The sequence below is a fragment of the Aeromonas sp. ASNIH5 genome (genome assembly GCF_002902865.1).
Taxonomy (GTDB): Bacteria; Pseudomonadota; Gammaproteobacteria; order Enterobacterales; family Aeromonadaceae; genus Aeromonas; species Aeromonas caviae.
On record NZ_CP026122.1, the window covers coordinates 3,244,716 to 3,262,500 of the forward strand.

The 17,785-nt window shown below is 61.9% G+C and carries 16 protein-coding genes (1 of these 16 running past the window's edge); 10 read left to right on the top strand and 6 right to left on the bottom strand.

Annotation, left to right across the window (positions count from 1 at the left end; genetic code table 11):
- Nucleotides 1-112 precede the first annotated feature (112 nt).
- Nucleotides 113-1,450, top strand: a complete 1,338-nt coding sequence (locus C2U30_RS15180) for an IS4-like element ISAeme15 family transposase (protein ID WP_041205253.1) — start codon at nucleotides 113-115, stop codon at nucleotides 1,448-1,450.
- Between the two features lie 44 nt (nucleotides 1,451-1,494).
- Here C2U30_RS15180 and plsB read toward each other — a convergent pair whose 3' ends face one another.
- Nucleotides 1,495-3,918 (bottom strand): glycerol-3-phosphate 1-O-acyltransferase PlsB, encoded by a 2,424-nt coding sequence (plsB, locus tag C2U30_RS15185; protein ID WP_010672443.1) that lies wholly within the window; start codon nucleotides 3,916-3,918, stop codon nucleotides 1,495-1,497.
- Between the two features lie 204 nt (nucleotides 3,919-4,122).
- Here plsB and lexA point away from each other — a divergent pair, with 204 nt between their 5' ends.
- The 4 genes from lexA (at nucleotide 4,123) to dinF (ending at nucleotide 7,592) form a co-directional block, all read left to right on the top strand.
- Entirely contained in the window at nucleotides 4,123-4,749 is a 627-nt protein-coding gene (gene lexA, locus C2U30_RS15190; RefSeq protein ID WP_010672444.1) for a transcriptional repressor LexA, read from the top strand.
- Nucleotides 4,750-5,099: 350 nt separating this feature from the next.
- Entirely contained in the window at nucleotides 5,100-5,390 is a 291-nt protein-coding gene (locus C2U30_RS15195) for a hypothetical protein (protein ID WP_010672445.1), read from the top strand.
- 190 nt (nucleotides 5,391-5,580) lie between these two features.
- A complete protein-coding gene (locus C2U30_RS15200) occupies nucleotides 5,581-6,207 on the top strand; it encodes an SCO family protein (protein WP_103244034.1) in 627 nt (208 codons plus the stop codon).
- A gap of 14 nt (nucleotides 6,208-6,221) precedes the next feature.
- Nucleotides 6,222-7,592 (top strand): MATE family efflux transporter DinF, encoded by a 1,371-nt coding sequence (gene dinF / locus C2U30_RS15205; RefSeq protein ID WP_103244714.1) that lies wholly within the window; start codon nucleotides 6,222-6,224, stop codon nucleotides 7,590-7,592.
- A 31-nt stretch (nucleotides 7,593-7,623) separates the two neighbouring features.
- Here the strand turns inward: dinF and trmL are convergent, their stop codons facing one another.
- The 3 genes from trmL to C2U30_RS15220 form a co-directional block, all read right to left on the bottom strand.
- Nucleotides 7,624-8,088, bottom strand: a complete 465-nt coding sequence (gene trmL / locus C2U30_RS15210) for a tRNA (uridine(34)/cytosine(34)/5-carboxymethylaminomethyluridine(34)-2'-O)-methyltransferase TrmL (protein ID WP_103244035.1) — start codon at nucleotides 8,086-8,088, stop codon at nucleotides 7,624-7,626.
- A gap of 70 nt (nucleotides 8,089-8,158) precedes the next feature.
- Nucleotides 8,159-9,514: an ATP-binding protein gene (locus tag C2U30_RS15215; protein WP_103244036.1), complete on the bottom strand. Its 1,356-nt coding sequence runs from the start codon at nucleotides 9,512-9,514 to the stop codon at nucleotides 8,159-8,161.
- On the bottom strand, nucleotides 9,511-10,203 hold the full coding sequence (locus C2U30_RS15220; RefSeq protein ID WP_103244037.1) for a response regulator: 693 nt from the start codon (nucleotides 10,201-10,203) through the stop codon (nucleotides 9,511-9,513). The genes C2U30_RS15215 and C2U30_RS15220 overlap by 4 nt, the downstream gene beginning before the upstream one ends.
- Nucleotides 10,204-10,290: 87 nt before the next feature.
- Here C2U30_RS15220 and fieF point away from each other — a divergent pair, with 87 nt between their 5' ends.
- From fieF to C2U30_RS22795, 4 genes are all read left to right on the top strand, one after another.
- Nucleotides 10,291-11,202 carry a cation efflux pump FieF gene (gene fieF, locus C2U30_RS15225; RefSeq protein WP_043155671.1) on the top strand — a complete coding sequence of 304 codons (912 nt, stop codon included), beginning with the start codon at nucleotides 10,291-10,293 and terminating at the stop codon, nucleotides 11,200-11,202.
- Between the two features lie 8 nt (nucleotides 11,203-11,210).
- Nucleotides 11,211-11,990, top strand: coding sequence for a serine O-acetyltransferase (gene cysE, locus C2U30_RS15230; RefSeq protein ID WP_010672452.1), 780 nt, complete (start codon nucleotides 11,211-11,213; stop codon nucleotides 11,988-11,990).
- A 21-nt stretch (nucleotides 11,991-12,011) separates the two neighbouring features.
- The gene (locus tag C2U30_RS15235) at nucleotides 12,012-13,292 is read left to right on the top strand and encodes a hypothetical protein (protein ID WP_010672453.1); all 1,281 of its coding nucleotides are present in this window, start codon (nucleotides 12,012-12,014) and stop codon (nucleotides 13,290-13,292) included.
- Nucleotides 13,293-13,513: 221 nt separating this feature from the next.
- Nucleotides 13,514-13,723, top strand: coding sequence for a cell division protein ZapB (locus C2U30_RS22795; RefSeq protein ID WP_010672454.1), 210 nt, complete (start codon nucleotides 13,514-13,516; stop codon nucleotides 13,721-13,723).
- Between the two features lie 72 nt (nucleotides 13,724-13,795).
- Here C2U30_RS22795 and elbB read toward each other — a convergent pair whose 3' ends face one another.
- Entirely contained in the window at nucleotides 13,796-14,446 is a 651-nt protein-coding gene (gene elbB / locus C2U30_RS15245) for an isoprenoid biosynthesis glyoxalase ElbB (protein ID WP_103244038.1), read from the bottom strand.
- A 401-nt stretch (nucleotides 14,447-14,847) separates the two neighbouring features.
- Between elbB and polA the strand changes: the two genes are divergently transcribed.
- Nucleotides 14,848-17,601, top strand: a complete 2,754-nt coding sequence (polA, locus tag C2U30_RS15250) for a DNA polymerase I (protein ID WP_103244039.1) — start codon at nucleotides 14,848-14,850, stop codon at nucleotides 17,599-17,601.
- 77 nt (nucleotides 17,602-17,678) lie between these two features.
- Here polA and C2U30_RS15255 read toward each other — a convergent pair whose 3' ends face one another.
- Nucleotides 17,679-17,785 carry the end of a gamma carbonic anhydrase family protein gene (locus tag C2U30_RS15255; protein WP_103244715.1) on the bottom strand. Its footprint extends 433 nt past the window's final position, so the window shows 107 of its 540 coding nt (coding positions 434-540); the start codon falls outside the window, past its right edge — the gene reads right to left on this strand; the stop codon is at nucleotides 17,679-17,681.

The window sequence follows — 17,785 nt, forward strand, 5'->3', positions numbered from 1 at the left end:
CCTTGATGAAAAAAAGGCCGCATGATGCGCAATGCTGATCAGTTAAGGATCCATTGACCGATCCTTCTGCTGTAGGACAATCCGGAACCAATCACTGGTTCCGGATTTTTTTATGTCTATTGCAAACGATCTGAACGATGTTGTTGAGGCATCTGGCGACATGCTGGCTCGGCTGGCCATTTTTGCCGACCATATTCCCGACGAATGGATTACTGCCGCTGCCGCCTTGTCTGAAAAGGCCACTATCCGCCGACGCCGCTTACCTTCTGATATGGTCTTGTGGCTCGTCGTGGGGATGGCCTTTTTCCGCAATGAGCCCATCTCCGAGGTCGCTCGGCGCCTCAACATCTGTGCAGAAGGGTTGGCCAATGATGCCTTGCTCGCGGACAGTGCCCTGTCTCAGGCCCGTCAGCGACTCGGCAAACAGCCGCTCGAGTGGCTGTTCAAACAGTGCGCCGATGTGTGGGGGCGGGAACGTTATCCTGAAGACCATTGGCACGGTTTACAGGTCTTTGCCATCGATGGGGCCCTGTTCCGAACCCAGGATATGCCTGAACTCAGAGCACATTTCGGCTCGGGTAACACCTCAACCAACCGGCAGACACCCTACCCGATGCTGCGGTTGGTCACGCTCATGAATGTCCGCTCGCATGTCATTGCCAACGCGGCCATCAGCCCGTACCGCAAAGGGGAAATCCCCCTGGCCAGCGAGTTCATTCACTCATTGCCGGACAAGTCAGTGACCCTGCTGGATAAAGGCTTCTTCGGTGCCGACCTGTTGCTGCGTATTCAGGCCGAAGACACCGACCGTCACTGGCTCATCCCGGAACGCAAGGGGCTGGTATACACGGAACTTGAGCGCTATGGCGACGGTGACCGTCTGTTGCAAATGACGGTCTCGCCTCAGGCTCGCAAGAAAAACCCGGCGTTGCCGACACACTGGCAAGTTCGCGCAGTGACCTATGAGGTGGCAGGCAAGGAGAAAACGGTCTTTACCTCCCTGCCCGTGGCGCGATTCAGTGCAGCTCAGGTGGCGACCCTGTACCACGAGCGCTGGGAAATCGAGCTGGGATACCGGGATATCAAAAGCGCGATGCAGCACAACGCCATCACGCTGAGAAGCAAGAAAGTGGACTTGGTCTATCAGGAGCTGTGGGGATTGCTGCTTGGATACAATCTGGTCAGGCGGGAGGCCAGCCAGGCCGCCGTAGCCCATCAGCGAGCGCCCAATGAGGTGAGCTTTAAGTTTGCCTGTCAGTTCATCGCGAACCAGATGGCAGTGATGGCGGGCGCGTTATCGCCAGCCCATACGCCACGGAGGTTGGCGGAGTTGCGGGGCTGCATAGGCGTCATGTTCATAGAAAAACGCCCCAGGCCATCGAGACCCAGGGCGGTGAAGATATCAAAGACCCGTTTTCCGGTAAATCGCAATGCGGCTCCGCTTAAGTGAACAGCATTGCGCATGATGCGGCCTTTTTGTTGGATGTCGACGCCTCAGAGCCGGTTGCCCGCCTGGATGGTGCGGCGGATCTTGTTGCTGAGCAGCGGCACTATGTTGTCGGCCAATGCCTGGAAGCGGCCGAGATCCGGTTTGCAGCCCGGATCCAGATAGCCTTCGCTGCGCAGGGTGTGGATCAGGGTGCTGAACAGCTTCTGGTCGAAGAACTCGGGGGCGTTGATGCCGTGCAGGGTGCCGAGGCGTTCCGCCATCATCAGACCGTCCGCTTCCAGCTGCTCCGCCTCGATGTGGGGCTGGGCCAGCATGCGGGTCAGCACGATGGCGTAGCGCTGCAGGGTCTCCTGGATGCTTTCGGCCAAGAGCAGCAGGCGCATCTGGTTGCCGGGGTTGACCCAGTAGCCGCCGTCGCGTGCCTCGACCAGTTGCTGGCGCAACAGCTCGGCCAGCAGGGCATCGATCAGTTCAGGCAGCTCGTCCTCTTCATAGCGCAGGAAGAGTTCGGTCTTGAGCAGGGGGTAGATGTCGACACAGCGGGCGACGATCTCGCTGCGGGAGATCCCCTCACACCGCTCGATCAGGGCCGCCACCAGGGAGGGCATGGCGAACAGGTGCAGTATGTTGTTGCGGTAGTAGGTGAGCAGGATCGCCTGATAGCGGTCCAGGCTGATGATCTGGCCCAGCTTGTCCTCGCTCACCTCGAACTTGTTGAGCTCCATGGCCTGCTCCAGCAGGGTCCTGGCGTCCTCGTCCGGCATGGTGCTGTGCGGGCTGTAGGGCACCTGCTTGAGCAGGTCCAGATAGGTGTTGAGCTGGGCCTGGAGTTCGTCCCGGGTCAGGGCGTGGCGCTCGGCGGCCAGCAGGGCCAGGGCACTCAGGGTCAGGCCGTTGACGGCGGCGGCATCGTTGATGCGGGTCATCAGCAGCTCGGCCAGCTGGTTGACGGTGGAGGCCATCCACTCGGGACGCTCCTCCCGGCCGATGCTCTCCTTCCAGGTGGGCACGTGTTCGCCGAGGTAGCTGTTGAGGGTCAGCGGTTCGCCGAAATTGACGAAGCCACGGCCATAGTTGCGCAGCTTGCGCAGGATGCCGAGCACCTGCAGGAAGCTCTCCTTCTCCTTGCGGCTCCCCTTGAGTTCGTTGTGGTAGGTATTCACCTCCATCACGTGCTCGTAGCCGAGGTAGACGGGGACTAGGGTGACCGGCCTGTCCAGCCCGCGCATCATGGCCTGCAGGGTCATGGCCAGCATGCCGGTCTTGGGGGGCAGCAGGCGACCGGTACGCGAACGCCCGCCCTCGGTGAAGAACTCCACCGAGTAGCCCTTGGCAAACAGCAGGTTGAGGTACTCCCGGAATACCGTGCTGTAGAGCGGATTGCCCTTGAAGGTGCGGCGGATGAAGAAGGCGCCGCCGTGGCGGAAGATGGGGCCCGCCGGCCAGAAGTTGAGGTTGATGCCCGCCGCGATGTGGGGTGGCACCATGCCCTGGTGGTAGATGACGTAGGAGAGCAGCAGGTAATCCATGTGGCTGCGATGGCAGGGGACGTAGACGATCTCATGCCCTTCCTGGGCCAGCTGACGCACCTGCTCTGCTCCGTTGACCGAGAGGCCGCGATAGAGCTTGTTCCACAGCCAGCCGAGGAAGCTTTCGCCGAGGCGGATCAACCGATAGGAAAAATTGGAGGCGATCTCGTCCATGTAGCCGTGGGCACGCTTTTGCGCCTTCTCCAGGCTGATCCCTTCCCGTCTGGCCTCCTCCTCGATGGCCTGCTGGATCACGCTCGAATCCAGCAGTTGCTTGAACAGCAGGTTGCGGTTCGGCAACTTGGGTCCGGTGGCGGCCAGCTGTTGGCGGCTGAAGTGGGTGCGGGCCACCCGCGCCAGCTTGTGGGCGATGGCCTCGTCGGTGCCGTGCTTGTCCGCCATGTAGCGCAGGGAGAGGGGCGGGGAGAAGCGCACCAGGTTCTCGCGCCCTTTCAGGATCACGATCAGCGCCTTCTTCAGGCGGTTTGGCGCCAGGCTGCTGATGATGTTCCAGCCGGAGGCCTCCTCGCCTTCCCGGCCCGGGGCGCGGCCCCAGAACAGGGTGACGGGTACTACCTGGATGTCCAGCGCCGGATCCTGCTTGTGCAGGTCCAGCAGCTGGTGGAACTCCTGCAGGAAGGGGAGCGGCTTGTTGCGCGTGCCGAACAGGGGAGGCGGACGGTCCAGACAGACGTAGCGTGGCAGCAGCTGACCGTTCAGCTCCAGCGGCGTGAAGGGGCCGGGCAGGCCGAGATCCTCGCAGCACTGTTGCAGGGTCATCAGGTCGGTGATCGAGCTGGTCTTCAGGGCATAGACGATGGGTCTGGCCGGATCCAGCTTGAGCTCGGTGATGGGGTTTTCCGGCAGGCTCTTGTGATTGACCAAGCCGCTGACCGGCCATTGCAGGATGGCTCTGGAAATCTTCTGTCCAAGGGACATGTGCGTCTGCTCTCCAAAAAAATGCGGCGTGAGCATAGCAAATCACCGGCTGCTTGTCGCCGAGAGGTACGATGAGTCGGCACTTCAGAGCGGGGGGAGGGACAAATGTGCGTCGGGTCGCGACAAATGCCAGTTGCGCCTTGCCTTGGCTCCAGCACTGTATATACTGCCAGTGTGCTGTATAAAAAGACAGGTGCCCATGCTATGAAACCCCTTACCCCTCGCCAGGCTGAAGTACTCGAGCTCATCAAGGCGAACATGAACGAGACCGGCATGCCGCCGACTCGCGCCGAGATTGCCCAGAAGCTTGGCTTCAAGTCGGCCAACGCGGCCGAAGAACATCTGAAGGCCCTGGCCAAAAAAGGGGTCATCGAGATCATGCCGGGTACGTCCCGCGGCATTCGTCTGCTGCTCGAAGAAGAGGACGTGCAGCCTGAAGAAAACGGCCTGCCACTGATTGGCAAGGTGGCGGCCGGGGAACCCATCCTGGCCCAGGAACACATCGAGAGCCACTACCAGGTGGATCCCGCCCTGTTCCACCCGCGGGCAGACTTCCTGCTGCGGGTGCAGGGCATGAGCATGAAGAACATCGGCATCATGGACGGGGACCTGCTGGCGGTACACAAGACCCAGGAGGTGCGCAACGGCCAGGTGGTGGTGGCGCGTCTCGATGAAGACGTCACCGTCAAGCGCTTCCAGCGCAAGGGCAGCCAGGTGTGGCTGCTGCCGGAAAACGAAGAACTCTCCCCCATCGAGGTGGATCTCGCCAGTCAGCACCTCACCATAGAGGGCCTGGCGGTCGGCGTGATCCGCAACGCCGACTGGATGTAAGCATCCGATGCGATGAAGAGGCCTCCTGCGGGAGGCCTCTTCATTTTCATCTGCCGATGGCATCTCCCTCCCCACCTTTTCGCTTCTCCTTCCTGTGCGCACAGTCTCGCCGCACGACATGCATTTCGGATATATCCTTTGATAAGGCCCCTGTCATGGTCGGTGATCAGGGAAGGGGGAGTCGCACCGGGCAGTACGCCATGGCAGGGATGCATGATCGCCGGGTCGGTGCGCAGAAGGGAGAGTCGCCTCAGACTGGGGACTCGTACAGTCAGTACGCTGCCGTGGTTGGTTCGTCGTTGGGGACAAAGAGACCCGTCAGCGTGACCTGTTGAGCAAGGAGGACAGGTATGGCTTCAAGCTCGCCGTGGGATCCGGTGCCGGCCGCAGCGCCCGCATCTTCCATCACCCGATTCATCAAGGGCAGTCGGATGACATGGTTCTATGCGCTCTGGGTCTATCACAAGGGAGATGGTTGGACCATCTGGCTTGGGTGCCCCAAAGACAAGATTGTCCGCCTGGTTCGTCTGTTTCGCCGTCATCACGACATCGGATTGCCGGATGAGCCCTGGACTGCCCCCGTCATCCCGCTGCGCGTCCCCCTGAGACGTGCCCAGCCGCAGCACAGGCTGCGGCCCTGATCCCTCTTCCTGTACAGACAAGAGCCCCGCCAGAGCGGGGCTCTTGTTTTGGCGCCGATGCGGCTGATCCATGGCACAGACGCTTTCCCGCCGGGATGCAAGACTAGCCAGCGGCGGGGGCGGGCGGGTTACAATGACCCCTACCGGTTTTGCCCCTAGGGCTTCTAACATAAGCAAGGCTTTGTTTTATATGGTTAAACCACGCTTTTACCTGCTGCTTTTGCTGTTCATCGGCGCCATTGCGGCGGCTTATTACTGGAGTCAGCCCGCGGTGCCGGAACAGGCCGATTACTACCCGGCGGGGCGAGACATCAACCCGTTTACCCTCACGGATGCGGATGCACAGCCCTTTACCCCTGCCAACCTGACGGGACACTGGAGCTTTCTGTTCATCGGCTACACCTACTGCCCGGATGTCTGTCCGACCACGCTGGCGGATCTGCGCAGCGTCTATCCGGCGTTGAAGAAGATAGCCCCCACTAGCCAGGTGGTATTCATCTCGGCGGATCCCCAGCGGGATGACAGCGCCCGCCTGAAAAGCTATACCGCCTTCTTCGAGCCCGAGTTCAAGGCGGCGACAGCACCTCACAGTGCCCTCTTTCCTCTGGTCCGCAATCTGGGGCTGGTCTATTCCATCGTGGAAGGGAATCGCAAGGACTACCTGATCGACCACTCCGCCTCCATCGTGCTGATCAACCCCGAGGGGAAGCTGGTGGCCACCTTCCGACCCAAAGTGGCACCGGGTGAGGTGCTCCACGTGGACATGCAGGCCATGGTGGCCGACTTCGCGCGCATCGTGCGGCTGGCTGGCGAGTGATCCCGGCGCGCACCATGCTGATTCCCGCCTGGCTGAAGGATCCTCGCCGCCACAGAGCCGTCTTCGCCCTGGCCCTGCCCATGGTGTTCTCCAACGTCACCACGCCCTTGCTGGGGTTGGTGGACACCTGGGTGATCGGTCATCTTGGCCAGGCCTGGTTTCTGGGGGGCGTGTCGGTCGGTGCGACCTTCATCAATCTGCTGTTCTGGCTGCTTGGCTTCCTGCGCATGTCCACCACAGGGCTGACTGCCCAGGCTCAGGGTGCAGCCCATGCCGAAGGGCAGCTCGACACCCTGGCGCGGGCCCTGGGCTTGGCGATCGGACTGGGCATGGTGCTGTTGCTCCTGTTGTTGCCGTTCCTGCCTGCCATCATCGCCCTCGGCGGCGGCTCTTCCGAGGTACAGACCTATGCCGGTCAATATGTGTCGGTGCGGGTCTGGAGCGCCCCGGCGGCCTTGTGCAATCTGGTCATCATGGGGTGGTTGCTGGGCATGCAGGATGCACGCAGTCCCATGCTGCTGCTGATCCTGGGCAATCTCGTCAACATGGTGCTGGATGCCTGGTTCGTGCTGGGATTGGGCTGGCAGGTGAAAGGGGTGGCCGCAGCTTCCCTGCTGGCGGATTACAGCACGCTCGGGGTGGGGTTCTGGCTGGTGAGCCGGCATCTGCGCCGACTTGATCCCGGGGTGTGGCACAACGCCTGGCAGCGCTGGCGCCAGTGGCCGGCCCTGCTGCGGCTGCTCGCCCTGAACCGGGATATTTTCATCCGCTCCCTCTGCCTGCAACTCTGCTTCGTGTTCATGACTCTGCAGGGGGCCAGGCTGGGGGATGTGGCGGTGGCCGCCAATGCGGTGCTGCTCAATTTCCTGATGCTGATTTCCTACGGGCTGGATGGATTTGCCTATGCGGTGGAAGCCATGGTAGGGCGCGCCATCGGGCGGCGTGATAGGCCGCTGCTGCGGGAGGCCATCGTCCTCAATCTGGGCTGGGCGCTGCTGATCGCCCTGGCATTCACCCTCTCGTTTGCCCTGGGGGGACACTGGCTCATCCGCCACATTACCGACATACCGGCGGTGATCGCCGAGGCGCAACGTCAGCTCCCCTGGCTGGTGGCCATGCCGCTGCTGGCGGTCTGGTGCTTCCTGCTGGACGGGGTCTTTATCGGCGCCACCCGGGCCCGGGAGATGCGCAACAGCATGCTGGTGGCGGTGTTTGCCGGCTTCTTTCCCATCTGGTGGTTCTGCCAGGGATGGGGTGTGGCGGCCCTGTGGGCCGCCATGAGTGCCTTGATGGCCGGTCGTGGCCTGACGCTGGGCTGGCTCTGCTGGCGACTGGAGCGTGATGGACGGCTGCTGGCGGGGCAGGGGACGGCGCAGTCAGTCTGAATCCTGGCCGTCTTGCCAATATCGTCAGCGGTCAGAGCGAGCCTGAATAGTCGAACTGTCGCCAGCTCTCGTAGACGAACACCGCGACGGCGTTGGCCAGATTCATGCTGCGGCTCTGGGGCAGCATGGGAATGCGCAGCCGCTGCTCGAATGGCAGGCTCTCGATGATCTCCATGGGCAGGCCTCGGCTCTCGGGCCCGAACAGCAGGGCGTCACCGGGGGCAAACCGGGCCGCCGAGTGGGCGGTGCGTCCCTTGGTGGTGCAGGCAAAGACCCGTTGGGGGGCGACGGCCGTCAGAAACGCCTCATAGTCAGGCCAGCGCTTGACGTCGGCAAACTCGTGATAGTCGAGCCCGGCCCGCTTGACCCGTTTGTCATCCCACTCGAACCCCAGGGGCTCTATCAGGTGCAACCGGTAGCCGGTATTGGCGCAGAGGCGAATGATGTTGCCGGTGTTGGGGGGGATTTCCGGTTGGTAGAGCACGATATCGAGCATGGAAGGATCCTGGGCTGGTGCGAAACGGGCGCCAGCATACCCAGCACCCGTGCCGATGAAAAGGGGGAGGTCAGGGCATGGGCAGACGGATGGTGATGACCAGTCCGGTCGGCTGATTGCTGCTGGCCCGGATGGTCCCCCCATGACGCTGGATCGCCTCGGCGGCGATGGCAAGGCCGAGACCAGTGCCCCCGGTCTTGGCGTTGCGGGCATCGTCCACCCGAAAGAAGGGCAGGAACAACCGGGGCTGCTGCTCCACCGGCACGCCCGGGCCGTCATCCCGTATGGTCATCACCCATTCCCGTCCCTCCCGGTACCAGTCCACCTTGATGAACTCGCGGGCATACTTGAGGGCGTTGCGCAGGGGATTTTCCAGGGCGCGCGCCAGCAGCTCCGGCCACATGGTGAGGGATTCGGCGGGCAGGGAAGGGAGCCTGAGCTGTTTGCCGTTCTGGTTTGCCTCGAACATGGCATCGTCCAGGATGGGCTCCAGCAGCTCCGCCAGGGGCAGCGTCACCGGCGCTTCCACATGTTGCTGCACCCGCGACAGATCCAGCAGATCCCCTATCAGCTTGTCGAGCCGGGCTATCTCCCCTTCGATGCGCGCCAGCTCGGCGCTGTCCCCCTGCTTGCGGCGGATCAGCGCCTGTGCGAGCTGGATGCGGGTCAGGGGGCTGCGCAGCTCGTGGGAGATGTCGGAGAGCAACTGCTTCTGCTTCTGGATCATGTCCTTGAGGGTGTCGACCATGCGACTGACATGTTCGGCCAGCTGGCCTATCTCGTCGCGCCGACCCAGGTTGGGGATCTGTATTTCCAGGTTGCCCTGGGCGAGTTGGGAGACCGACTGCTGCAACTGCAGTATGGGGCGGGTCAGGCGCCAGGCGAGCAACAGACAGAGCGGGGTGCTGACCAGCATGGCGATGCCCAGGATCTGGATGGGGTGATCCAGGATCTGGATGAAGAGGAACAGGTAGGAGTTTTCGACGTTCAGACCGAAATAGACGTGATAGGTCTGGCCGTGATGGACCATCTGGAAGGGGCCGGCGATGGCGCGCTGGTGTTCGCTGCCCAGCATGGGCTTGGCCGGGTTGTCCGAGTCGAGCATGAAACGGATCACGAACTTGCTCAGCCGGGTGCTGGACTGCATCTGCCCCTTGGCATCGCGTAGATAGATGTTGTCCACCGGCAAGAGGCCCGCGGCATCGATGGCCTTGGCCAGATCGAAATCCTGCTCGGGATCCGCGCCCCGTTGCAGCGCCGCCAGGTTGTTGTTGAGACGGGTGACCTCGTGGGCCGGCAGCGGGATGATATTGCGGGGGTCCAGGGTGGGGAGGATCACCACCGCAGCCACGACCAGCAGCAGGATGAACCAGAACCAGAGGAAGATCTGGGTGGAAAGACCGTTGAAGGTGCGGGCCGATTTCATGCCTGCTCCAGCCACAGGTAGCCTCGTCCCCGCACCGTCTTGAAGCGGGGCTGGCCGTCAGCCCGCTCCGGCAGCTTCTTGCGCAGGTTGCTCAGGTGCATGTCGATGGCCCGATCGAAAGGTTCGAGCTTCTTGCCCAGCACCTGCTCGGAGAGCAGGCCCTTGCTGACGATCTGGCCCGGATTGCGCAGCAGGCACTCCAGCAGGCCGAACTCGGTGGCAGTGAGCTCCAGCAACTGATCGTCGCAGCGAGCCTGTTGCAGGCCGGGCTGCAGCACCAGATCCATGAATCTCAGCTCGTCCGGGGCTCCGCGCTGGGGAGCCTGGCTCTGGGTCCGACGCAGGATGGCACGCACCCGGGCCAGCAGTTCCCTGTCGTCGAACGGCTTGGCGAGATAGTCGTCGGCACCGGCCTCCAGCCCGTTGACCCGATCCTGGCTGTCGCCACGGGCGGTCAGCATCAACACCGGGGTGTCGTGGGTCTTGCGCAGCCGGGTCAGCATGGCGAAACCGTTGAGTCTGGGCATCATGACGTCCAGCAGCACCAGGTCGAAAGCCTGTTCTGCCAGTCGCTGCAATCCCTCTTCCCCATCCTCGGCGACGGTGACCTCAAACCCCTCCAGGGTCAGGATTTCGGTGAGCAGCTGGGTCAGTGCGAGATCGTCGTCGACCAGGAGTATTTTGTTCATCTGGGAGTCACTCTGTTGATTTTGCACGCCAAACTGACGTCCGGGTCAGGGTATAATAAGTTTTTACGCGTCGGAGGAAAGCCGGTTTTGAGCCACCAACACTATTCCCGCTGGGTTACCCTGGCCAGCATGGCCGCTGTGACCACCGCCACCCTGCTCATCCTGGGCAAACTGATCGCTTGGCTGATGACGGATTCATCCAGCCTGCTGGCATCCCTGACCGATTCCTTCATGGACATCAGCGCCTCTCTCATCAATCTGCTGGCCATCCGTTATGCGCTGGCACCTGCCGACGAAGAGCATCGCTTCGGCCACGGCAAGGCGGAGTCCCTGGCGGGTCTGGTGCAGTCGGCCTTTATCTCGGGGTCCGCCCTGCTGCTGGTGATGCACGGCATCTCGTCGATGCTGAATCAGGTGCCCGTGGTGCGCCTGGAGGCGGGGATCTGGGTCAGCGTCGGCTCCATCGTGCTGACCCTGTTGCTGGTGAGCTTCCAGGGCTTTGTCATCCGCAAGACCAACAGTGTGGCCATCAAGGCCGACATGCTGCACTACCGTTCCGACCTGCTGCTCAATGGCGGCGTGCTGGTAGCACTGGTGCTGGCGGGGCAGGGGTGGTACTGGGCCGACGGCCTGTTTGCCATTCTGATCGGTCTGTTCCTGGTGTGGGGGGCCGTCCATATCGGTTACGAATCGGTACAGGCCCTGCTCGATCGTCAGTTGCCAGAGGAGGAACAAGCGAGAATAATGGCCCTCTGCTGCGCCGTAGAGGGGGTGCATGGCGTACATGACCTGCGTACCCGCCAATCCGGGCCGACCCGTTTCGTGCAGTTGCATCTGGAACTCGATGATCAACTGCCTCTGGTCAGGGCCCATCAGATAGCCGACGAGGCTGAACTGGCCGTCCGCCAGGCCTTCGAGCGGATGGATGTGATCATTCACATGGACCCCATCTCGGTGCTGACAAAAGAACGACAAAGCACTCACCCTGAACAACAGTAGGCTGCAACATGGATGATCTGGTTGCCAGAACCTGGCAAAAAATTCAGCAGGAAGCGCAGAGCATGGCGGCCCAGGAGCCCATGCTGGCCAGCTTCTTTCATTCCACCATTCTCAATCACCGGGATTTGCGCTCGGCGCTGAGCTTCCAGCTCGCCAACAAGCTCGACAGCACCACCATGCCTGCCATAGCCTTGCGGGAAGTGATCGAGCTGGCCCTGCGCAGCGAGCCCGAGCTGCTGGCCGCAGTGGCCGCCGACATCTGCGCGGTGCAGGATCGCGACCCGGCGGTCGACCTCTTCTCCACCCCGCTGCTCTACCTCAAGGGATTCCATGCTCTTCAGGGGTATCGGGTGGCCAACTGGTTGTGGCGTCAGGGACGCCGTGCCCTGGCGCTCTATCTGCAAAACCAGATCTCCGTGGTGTTCGGCGTGGATGTACACCCGGCCGCCCGCATCGGCAAGGGCATCATGTTTGACCATGCCACCGGTATCGTGGTCGGCGAAACCGCCGTCATCGAGAACGACGTCTCCATCCTTCAGAGTGTGACTCTGGGGGGGACCGGCAAGGAGAGTGGCGATCGTCACCCCAAAATCCGGGAAGGGGTGATGATAGGGGCGGGGGCCAAGGTGCTCGGCAACATCGAGGTGGGCGTCGGTGCCAAGATCGGTGCCGGCAGCGTGGTGATCAACCCGGTGCCGCCTCACACCACGGTCGCTGGCGTGCCCGCCAGGATTGTGGGCCGCCCCGAGTGCGACAAACCTTCCCTGGACATGGATCAGTGCCTCTGATCCCCTGACCGAGGCCGTTGTATGGTCAAGCGCTGGTCAGGCTTTCTGATCCTGGGGATGTGGCTGCTCAACCTGCTGCACCTTTATCTGGACTTCTCCCCCTGGCCCGCCGCCATCGCGGCCTGGGCCGCCTCCCTGCTCACCTGGCCCTGGCTGGTGGGTGCCGCACGGCGCCAGGCGCTGGCCCTCTACGGCGCGGCGCTCCTGCTGCTGCTCTTTTCCTGGTGGCGGGGGGCCAGCCTCAGCCCAGGTGACTGGCTCTTGCCGAACATCAACATGCTGACCATGTTTGCCGCAGTGAGCACCCTCAATCTGGCTACCTCCGGCCTCTTGACAGGCACCGCCTCCTGGTCCGGTCGCAAGGGGCTGTGGAGCACCATGGCCAGCCTCAATCTGCTGGGGGCCGTCATCAATCTTTCGGTGCTCTTCATCATCGGCGATCGGCTGGAGCGCAACGGGACGCTGGAGCGGCGTCAGGTCATGGTGCTGAGCCGGATCTTCTGTGCGGCTGCGTTTTGGTCCCCCTTCTTCGTCGCCATGGCGGTGGCCCTCACCTATGCACCGGGTCTGCAACTGGGCAGCATACTGCCTTTTGGCATACTGGCGGCCTTGCTGGCCATGGGGCTGACGGCCTGGCAGGTAGAGCGACTCGGTGTGGAGACCTTTGAAGGCTATCCGCTGCGGCTCCAGACCCTGGGGCTACCGGTGACCCTGGCACTGCTGGTGCTGGTGATCCACCGTTTCTGGCCCGGACTCAGCATTCTGGCGGTGATCGCCCTGGTGGCGCCCTTGCTGGCCTTGCTGTTCATGCCGCAAGCGGGGCGAGGGGCAGCTCTCAAGCGCCAGGTGGTGGAGCGCTTCCCGGCTATCGGTGGCCAGCTTGTGCTGTTTCTGGGGGCCGGCCTGCTGGCGGCTGGCATCAACAGCGCGCTGTCAGTACTGGACTTTGGCAGTGGCCACGGCCTGCCGCTGTTCAACCACTTCGGCTGGCTGGAAGCCTGCCTGACCCTGCTGCTGATCTTCCTGGTGGCCATAGTGGGCGTGCATCCTCTCATCAGCATCTCGGGGGTGGCGCCGCTGCTCTGGCCGCTGGCACCGGATCCCAGCCTGCTTGGCATGTGCTTCCTCATGGGGTGGGGGCTGGCGACCGGGACGAGCCCGCTCTCCGGCTCCAATCTGGCGCTGGCGTCCCGCTACAACCTGAGCGCCGGGCTGCTGCTGCGCTGGAACCTGCTCTACGGCCTGCTGATGTACGCCGTGGCCTGTCTGATGATGGGGGGCTTCATCGCCTTGCATGGCTGATGACGGCATCGGCAGGAGGGCGGGTTATGCCACGGCGGACGCCCGGGATCGAGGTTCCTGCTGCCTGCGAGAAAAACCGACGCATATTTAAGCAATACCGGGCCGCAGGGCGCATTTTGCAACGTGCTGGCTTGTTTGTGCCGAGCGCATCAGGGTATGCTGGCTCCACGCGCTTGAATCGCCCTCTGTGGGGCATCGCAATTGAACATACAGGTATGCATATGTCACTAGAAGTCCTTGAGCAACTCGAATCCAAAGTACAATCCGCCGTCGACAACATCTCCTTGCTGAAGATGGAGCTGGACGAGCTGAAAGAGCAGAACAGCAAGCTGCAAGACGAAAACCACCAACTGCGCAACGAGCACGTTGCCTGGCAAGAGCGTCTGCGTGCCCTGCTGGGCAAGATGGACCAGATGGGCGATGCCATCTGATCCCGTCTAGACTGACCGGAATGAAAGCGGGCCGCTCCTTGAGCGGCCCGCTTGTTTTGGTCTGCCGGGCAATCAGAGTGCCAGTAGCTGTTTGACGGTCTTCTCGATGCCGTCCGCCGCCTCCACAATATTGTTGGCCAGCATGTAGGCAGGGGTGGAGATGACCTTGCGCTCCTGATCCACCACGAATTCGCTCACCGGGCAGTCGAGATGACTGCCACCCATGGCTTCGATGGCGTTGGCGGCGCCCTCGTCGTTGCCAATGGTGGCCAGGGTGCCTGCCCCATAGATGAGCGGGATCATGGCCGGTGCGATGCAGATGTAGGCGGCCGGTTTGCCGGCTCTGGCAAAGCTCTGGCAGGCCTTCAGCACATCCGGCTGGATGCGGCACTCTGCGCCCTTGATGGCGAAGTCACACAGGTTCTTGGCGGCGCCGAAGCCGCCCGGCACCAGCAGGGCGTCGAAGTCGGCTGCATCCAGTTCAGCCGCATCTCTGATCTGGCCGCGGCAGATGCGGGCCGCCTCGACCAGCACGTTGCGGTTCTCTCCCTCGCTGACCTCGCCGGTCAGGTGATTGATGACATGAAGCTGAGGGACATTGGGGGCGAAGCATTGAACGGATGCTCCCTGACGGGCCAGCGCCAGCAGGCTGATGACGGCCTCGTGGATTTCGGCGCCGTCAAACACGCCACAACCACTCAAGATCACGGCCACTTTTTTCATGACAGACTCCTCGTTGTTGAAAATGTGAGCCAGGGTAGATTGTTGTACTTTTGTATGGTTATCGTTCGACCTCCGCTGGTCAAGTCATCTCCCTGTGCTAGGATTGTTTCGTTTTGGATCCTGCCTCAGTACCCCCCTTGAATTTTTTTCCACATTGATCGAGATCATGATGAGTGTGTCATGTTGAGTTTTCATGTTCTCAACGCAATGTTTTAAAAGATATTTTTTGTTTTAATCCACAGATTTGTCACGGCCGTGATGCAATGGTGCCATTTTTGAGCACAGAGTTATCCACAGCAATGTGCCCCACCGGTGCGCCGGGGTGATGGTGGGAGTCCCCTTGGTGTGGTGCGGGCCCTGTGGCATCCTAGCGGCTGTTTATTCTTGGCAGGACGATTTTCATGGCCTCTAGCAATCCTCTTATTCTGGTCGACGGCTCTTCATATCTTTACCGCGCCTTCTTTGCCTCGCAGCAGGCCGATCTGCGCACCTCGACCGGCTTGCCTAGCGGCGCCGTCCGTGTCATGGCCAACATGATGCGCAGCCTTCGCAAGCAGTACCCTGACTGCCACGTGGCCGTGGTGTTCGACGCCAAGGGCAAGACCTTCCGTGACGACATCTATCCCGAATACAAGGCAACACGCGCCAGCATGCCGGACGATCTGCGCAGCCAGGTCGCCCCTATCCACCAGATGATCAAGGCGATGGGTTTCCCCTTCCTGATGGTCGAAGGGGTGGAGGCTGACGACGTGATCGGCACTCTGGCCCGTCAGGCGACCGAGAAACAGTTGCCTGTGCTCATCAGCACCGGCGACAAGGACATGGCGCAGCTGGTCTCCGACCATGTCACCCTGATCGACACCATGAAGGATGTGAAGACCGATCGGGAAGGGGTGATCGAGAAGTTCGGCGTACCGCCCGAGCTCATCATCGATTACCTGGCGCTGATGGGGGACAAGGTGGACAACATTCCCGGCATGACAGGTGTCGGCGAGAAGACCGCACTGGCTCTGTTGCAGGGGATAGGCAGCATCGACGAGATCGCCGCCAACCTCGACAAGGTGGCTGCGCTCGGCTTCCGTGGCTCCAAGGCGTTCGCCGACAAGTTCCGCGAGCAGGAAGAGCAGGTGCGCCTTTCCTATGTGCTGGCCACCATCAAGACCGATGTGGCGCTGGAGCAGAGCCTGGAAGAGTTGCAGCTTGGCCCCATCGACAAAGAGGCTCTGCTGGCGGTCTATCGCGAGTATGAGCTGCGCAACCTGATCAAAGAGCTGGAGTCCGGTGGCGCTGAGGAGAGCGAAGCCGAAAGTGATGAGGAAGGCGCCGCCCCGGCAGCCGCCATCGAAACCGACTATCGCTGCATCCTGGATGAGGCCGAATTCGATGAGTGGCTGGCACGGTTGCAGGCGGCGCCGCTGTTTGCCTTCGACACCGAGACCACCAGTCTCGACTATATGGAAGCGCGCGTCGTTGGCGTCTCCTTTGCCATCGAGCCGGGCAAGGCGGCCTACGTGCCCTTCGGCCACGACTATCTGGGGGCGCCGGTGCAGCTGACCGAGGCCGTGGTGCTGGGCAAGCTCAAGCCGCTGCTGGAAGATCCGGCCCGTCTCAAGGTGGGGCAGAACCTCAAGTACGATCACAACGTGCTGCTCAACCACGGCATCGAGCTGCAGGGTATCGCCTACGACACCATGCTCGAATCCTATGTGCTCAACTCTACCGCCAGCCGCCACGACATGGATTCCCTGGCCCGCAGGTATCTGAACGTCGAGACCATCTCGTTCGAGGACATTGCCGGCAAGGGGGTCAAGCAGCTCACCTTCAACCAGATCGAACTGGAGCAGGCTGCTCCTTATGCGGCGGAAGATGCCGACATCACCCTGCGTCTGCATCAGGCGCTGTGGGGCAAGCTCTCTGCCGAGCCGGGACTTGCCAAGGTATTCAGCGAGATCGAATTGCCGCTGCTGCCGGTTCTGGCGCGGATGGAGCGACTCGGTACCACCATCGAGCCCAAGCTGCTGCATCAGCAGAGCCAGGAGATCGAAGTGCGTCTGGCAGAGCTGGAGAAGCAGGCCCACGAGCTGGCCGGGCAGGAGTTCAATCTCTCCTCGCCCAAGCAGCTGGGTGAAATCCTCTTCACCAAGCTGGGGCTGCCGATCATCAAAAAGACCCCCAAGGGAGCGCCATCCACTGCGGAAGAGGTACTGGCCGAGCTGGCGGAGACCTATGAGCTGCCGCAACTGCTGATGGAGCACCGTGGGCTGGCCAAGCTCAAGTCCACCTACACCGACAAGCTGCCGCTGATGATCAAGCCGCAGACCGGGCGGGTGCACACCTCCTATCATCAGGCGGTAGCGGCGACCGGTCGGCTCTCGTCCACCGATCCCAACCTGCAGAACATCCCGGTACGCAACGAACAGGGGCGCCGTATTCGGCAGGCCTTCATTCCGTGCGCCGGTTACAAGCTGGTGGCGGCGGATTACTCCCAGATCGAGCTGCGCATCATGGCCCACCTCTCCGGTGACAAGGGGTTGCTGACCGCCTTCGCCGAGGGCAAGGACATCCACAAGGCGACCGCCGCCGAGGTATTCGGCGTCGCGCTCGATGCGGTGACCAGCGACATGCGCCGCAGTGCCAAGGCGATCAACTTTGGTCTCATCTATGGCATGAGTGCCTTCGGTCTGGCCAAGCAGCTGGGGATCGGTCGCGCCGAAGCGCAGAAGTACATGGATCTTTACTTCGAACGCTACCCGGGTGTGCTGGAGTACATGGAGCGTACCCGCCAGCAGGCGGACGTCCAGGGCTATGTCGAAACCCTGTTTGGCCGTCGCCTCTATCTGCCGGATATCAAGTCCCGCAACGCGGGCCTGCGCAAGGCGGCCGAACGGGCCGCCATCAACGCCCCCATGCAGGGTACGGCTGCCGACATCATCAAGCGGGCCATGATCAACGTGGATGGCTGGATCCGGGGCATTGAAGACCAGTCGATCCGCATGTTGATGCAGGTACACGATGAACTGGTGTTCGAGATCCGCGAAGAGAAGCTGGAAGAGTACATCGCCCTCATCAAGGAGAAGATGTCGGGTGCGGCCGAACTGGATGTGCCGCTGGTCGTGGAAGCGGGCACCGGTGACAACTGGGATCAGGCCCACTGATCCTGTCTGATGGTCACATAGCTATATAAGAAGAGAAGCCCGGCATCATGCCGGGCTTCCTGTTTGTGGCTGCAGGGTCAGGCCTCTTGCAGGTATTCATCCTTGAGCAGCACATAGTTGTCGGCCGAAGTCTTCAGGAAGGCGATCTCGGCCGGCTTGAGAGGGCGGGCCTGCTTGACGGGAT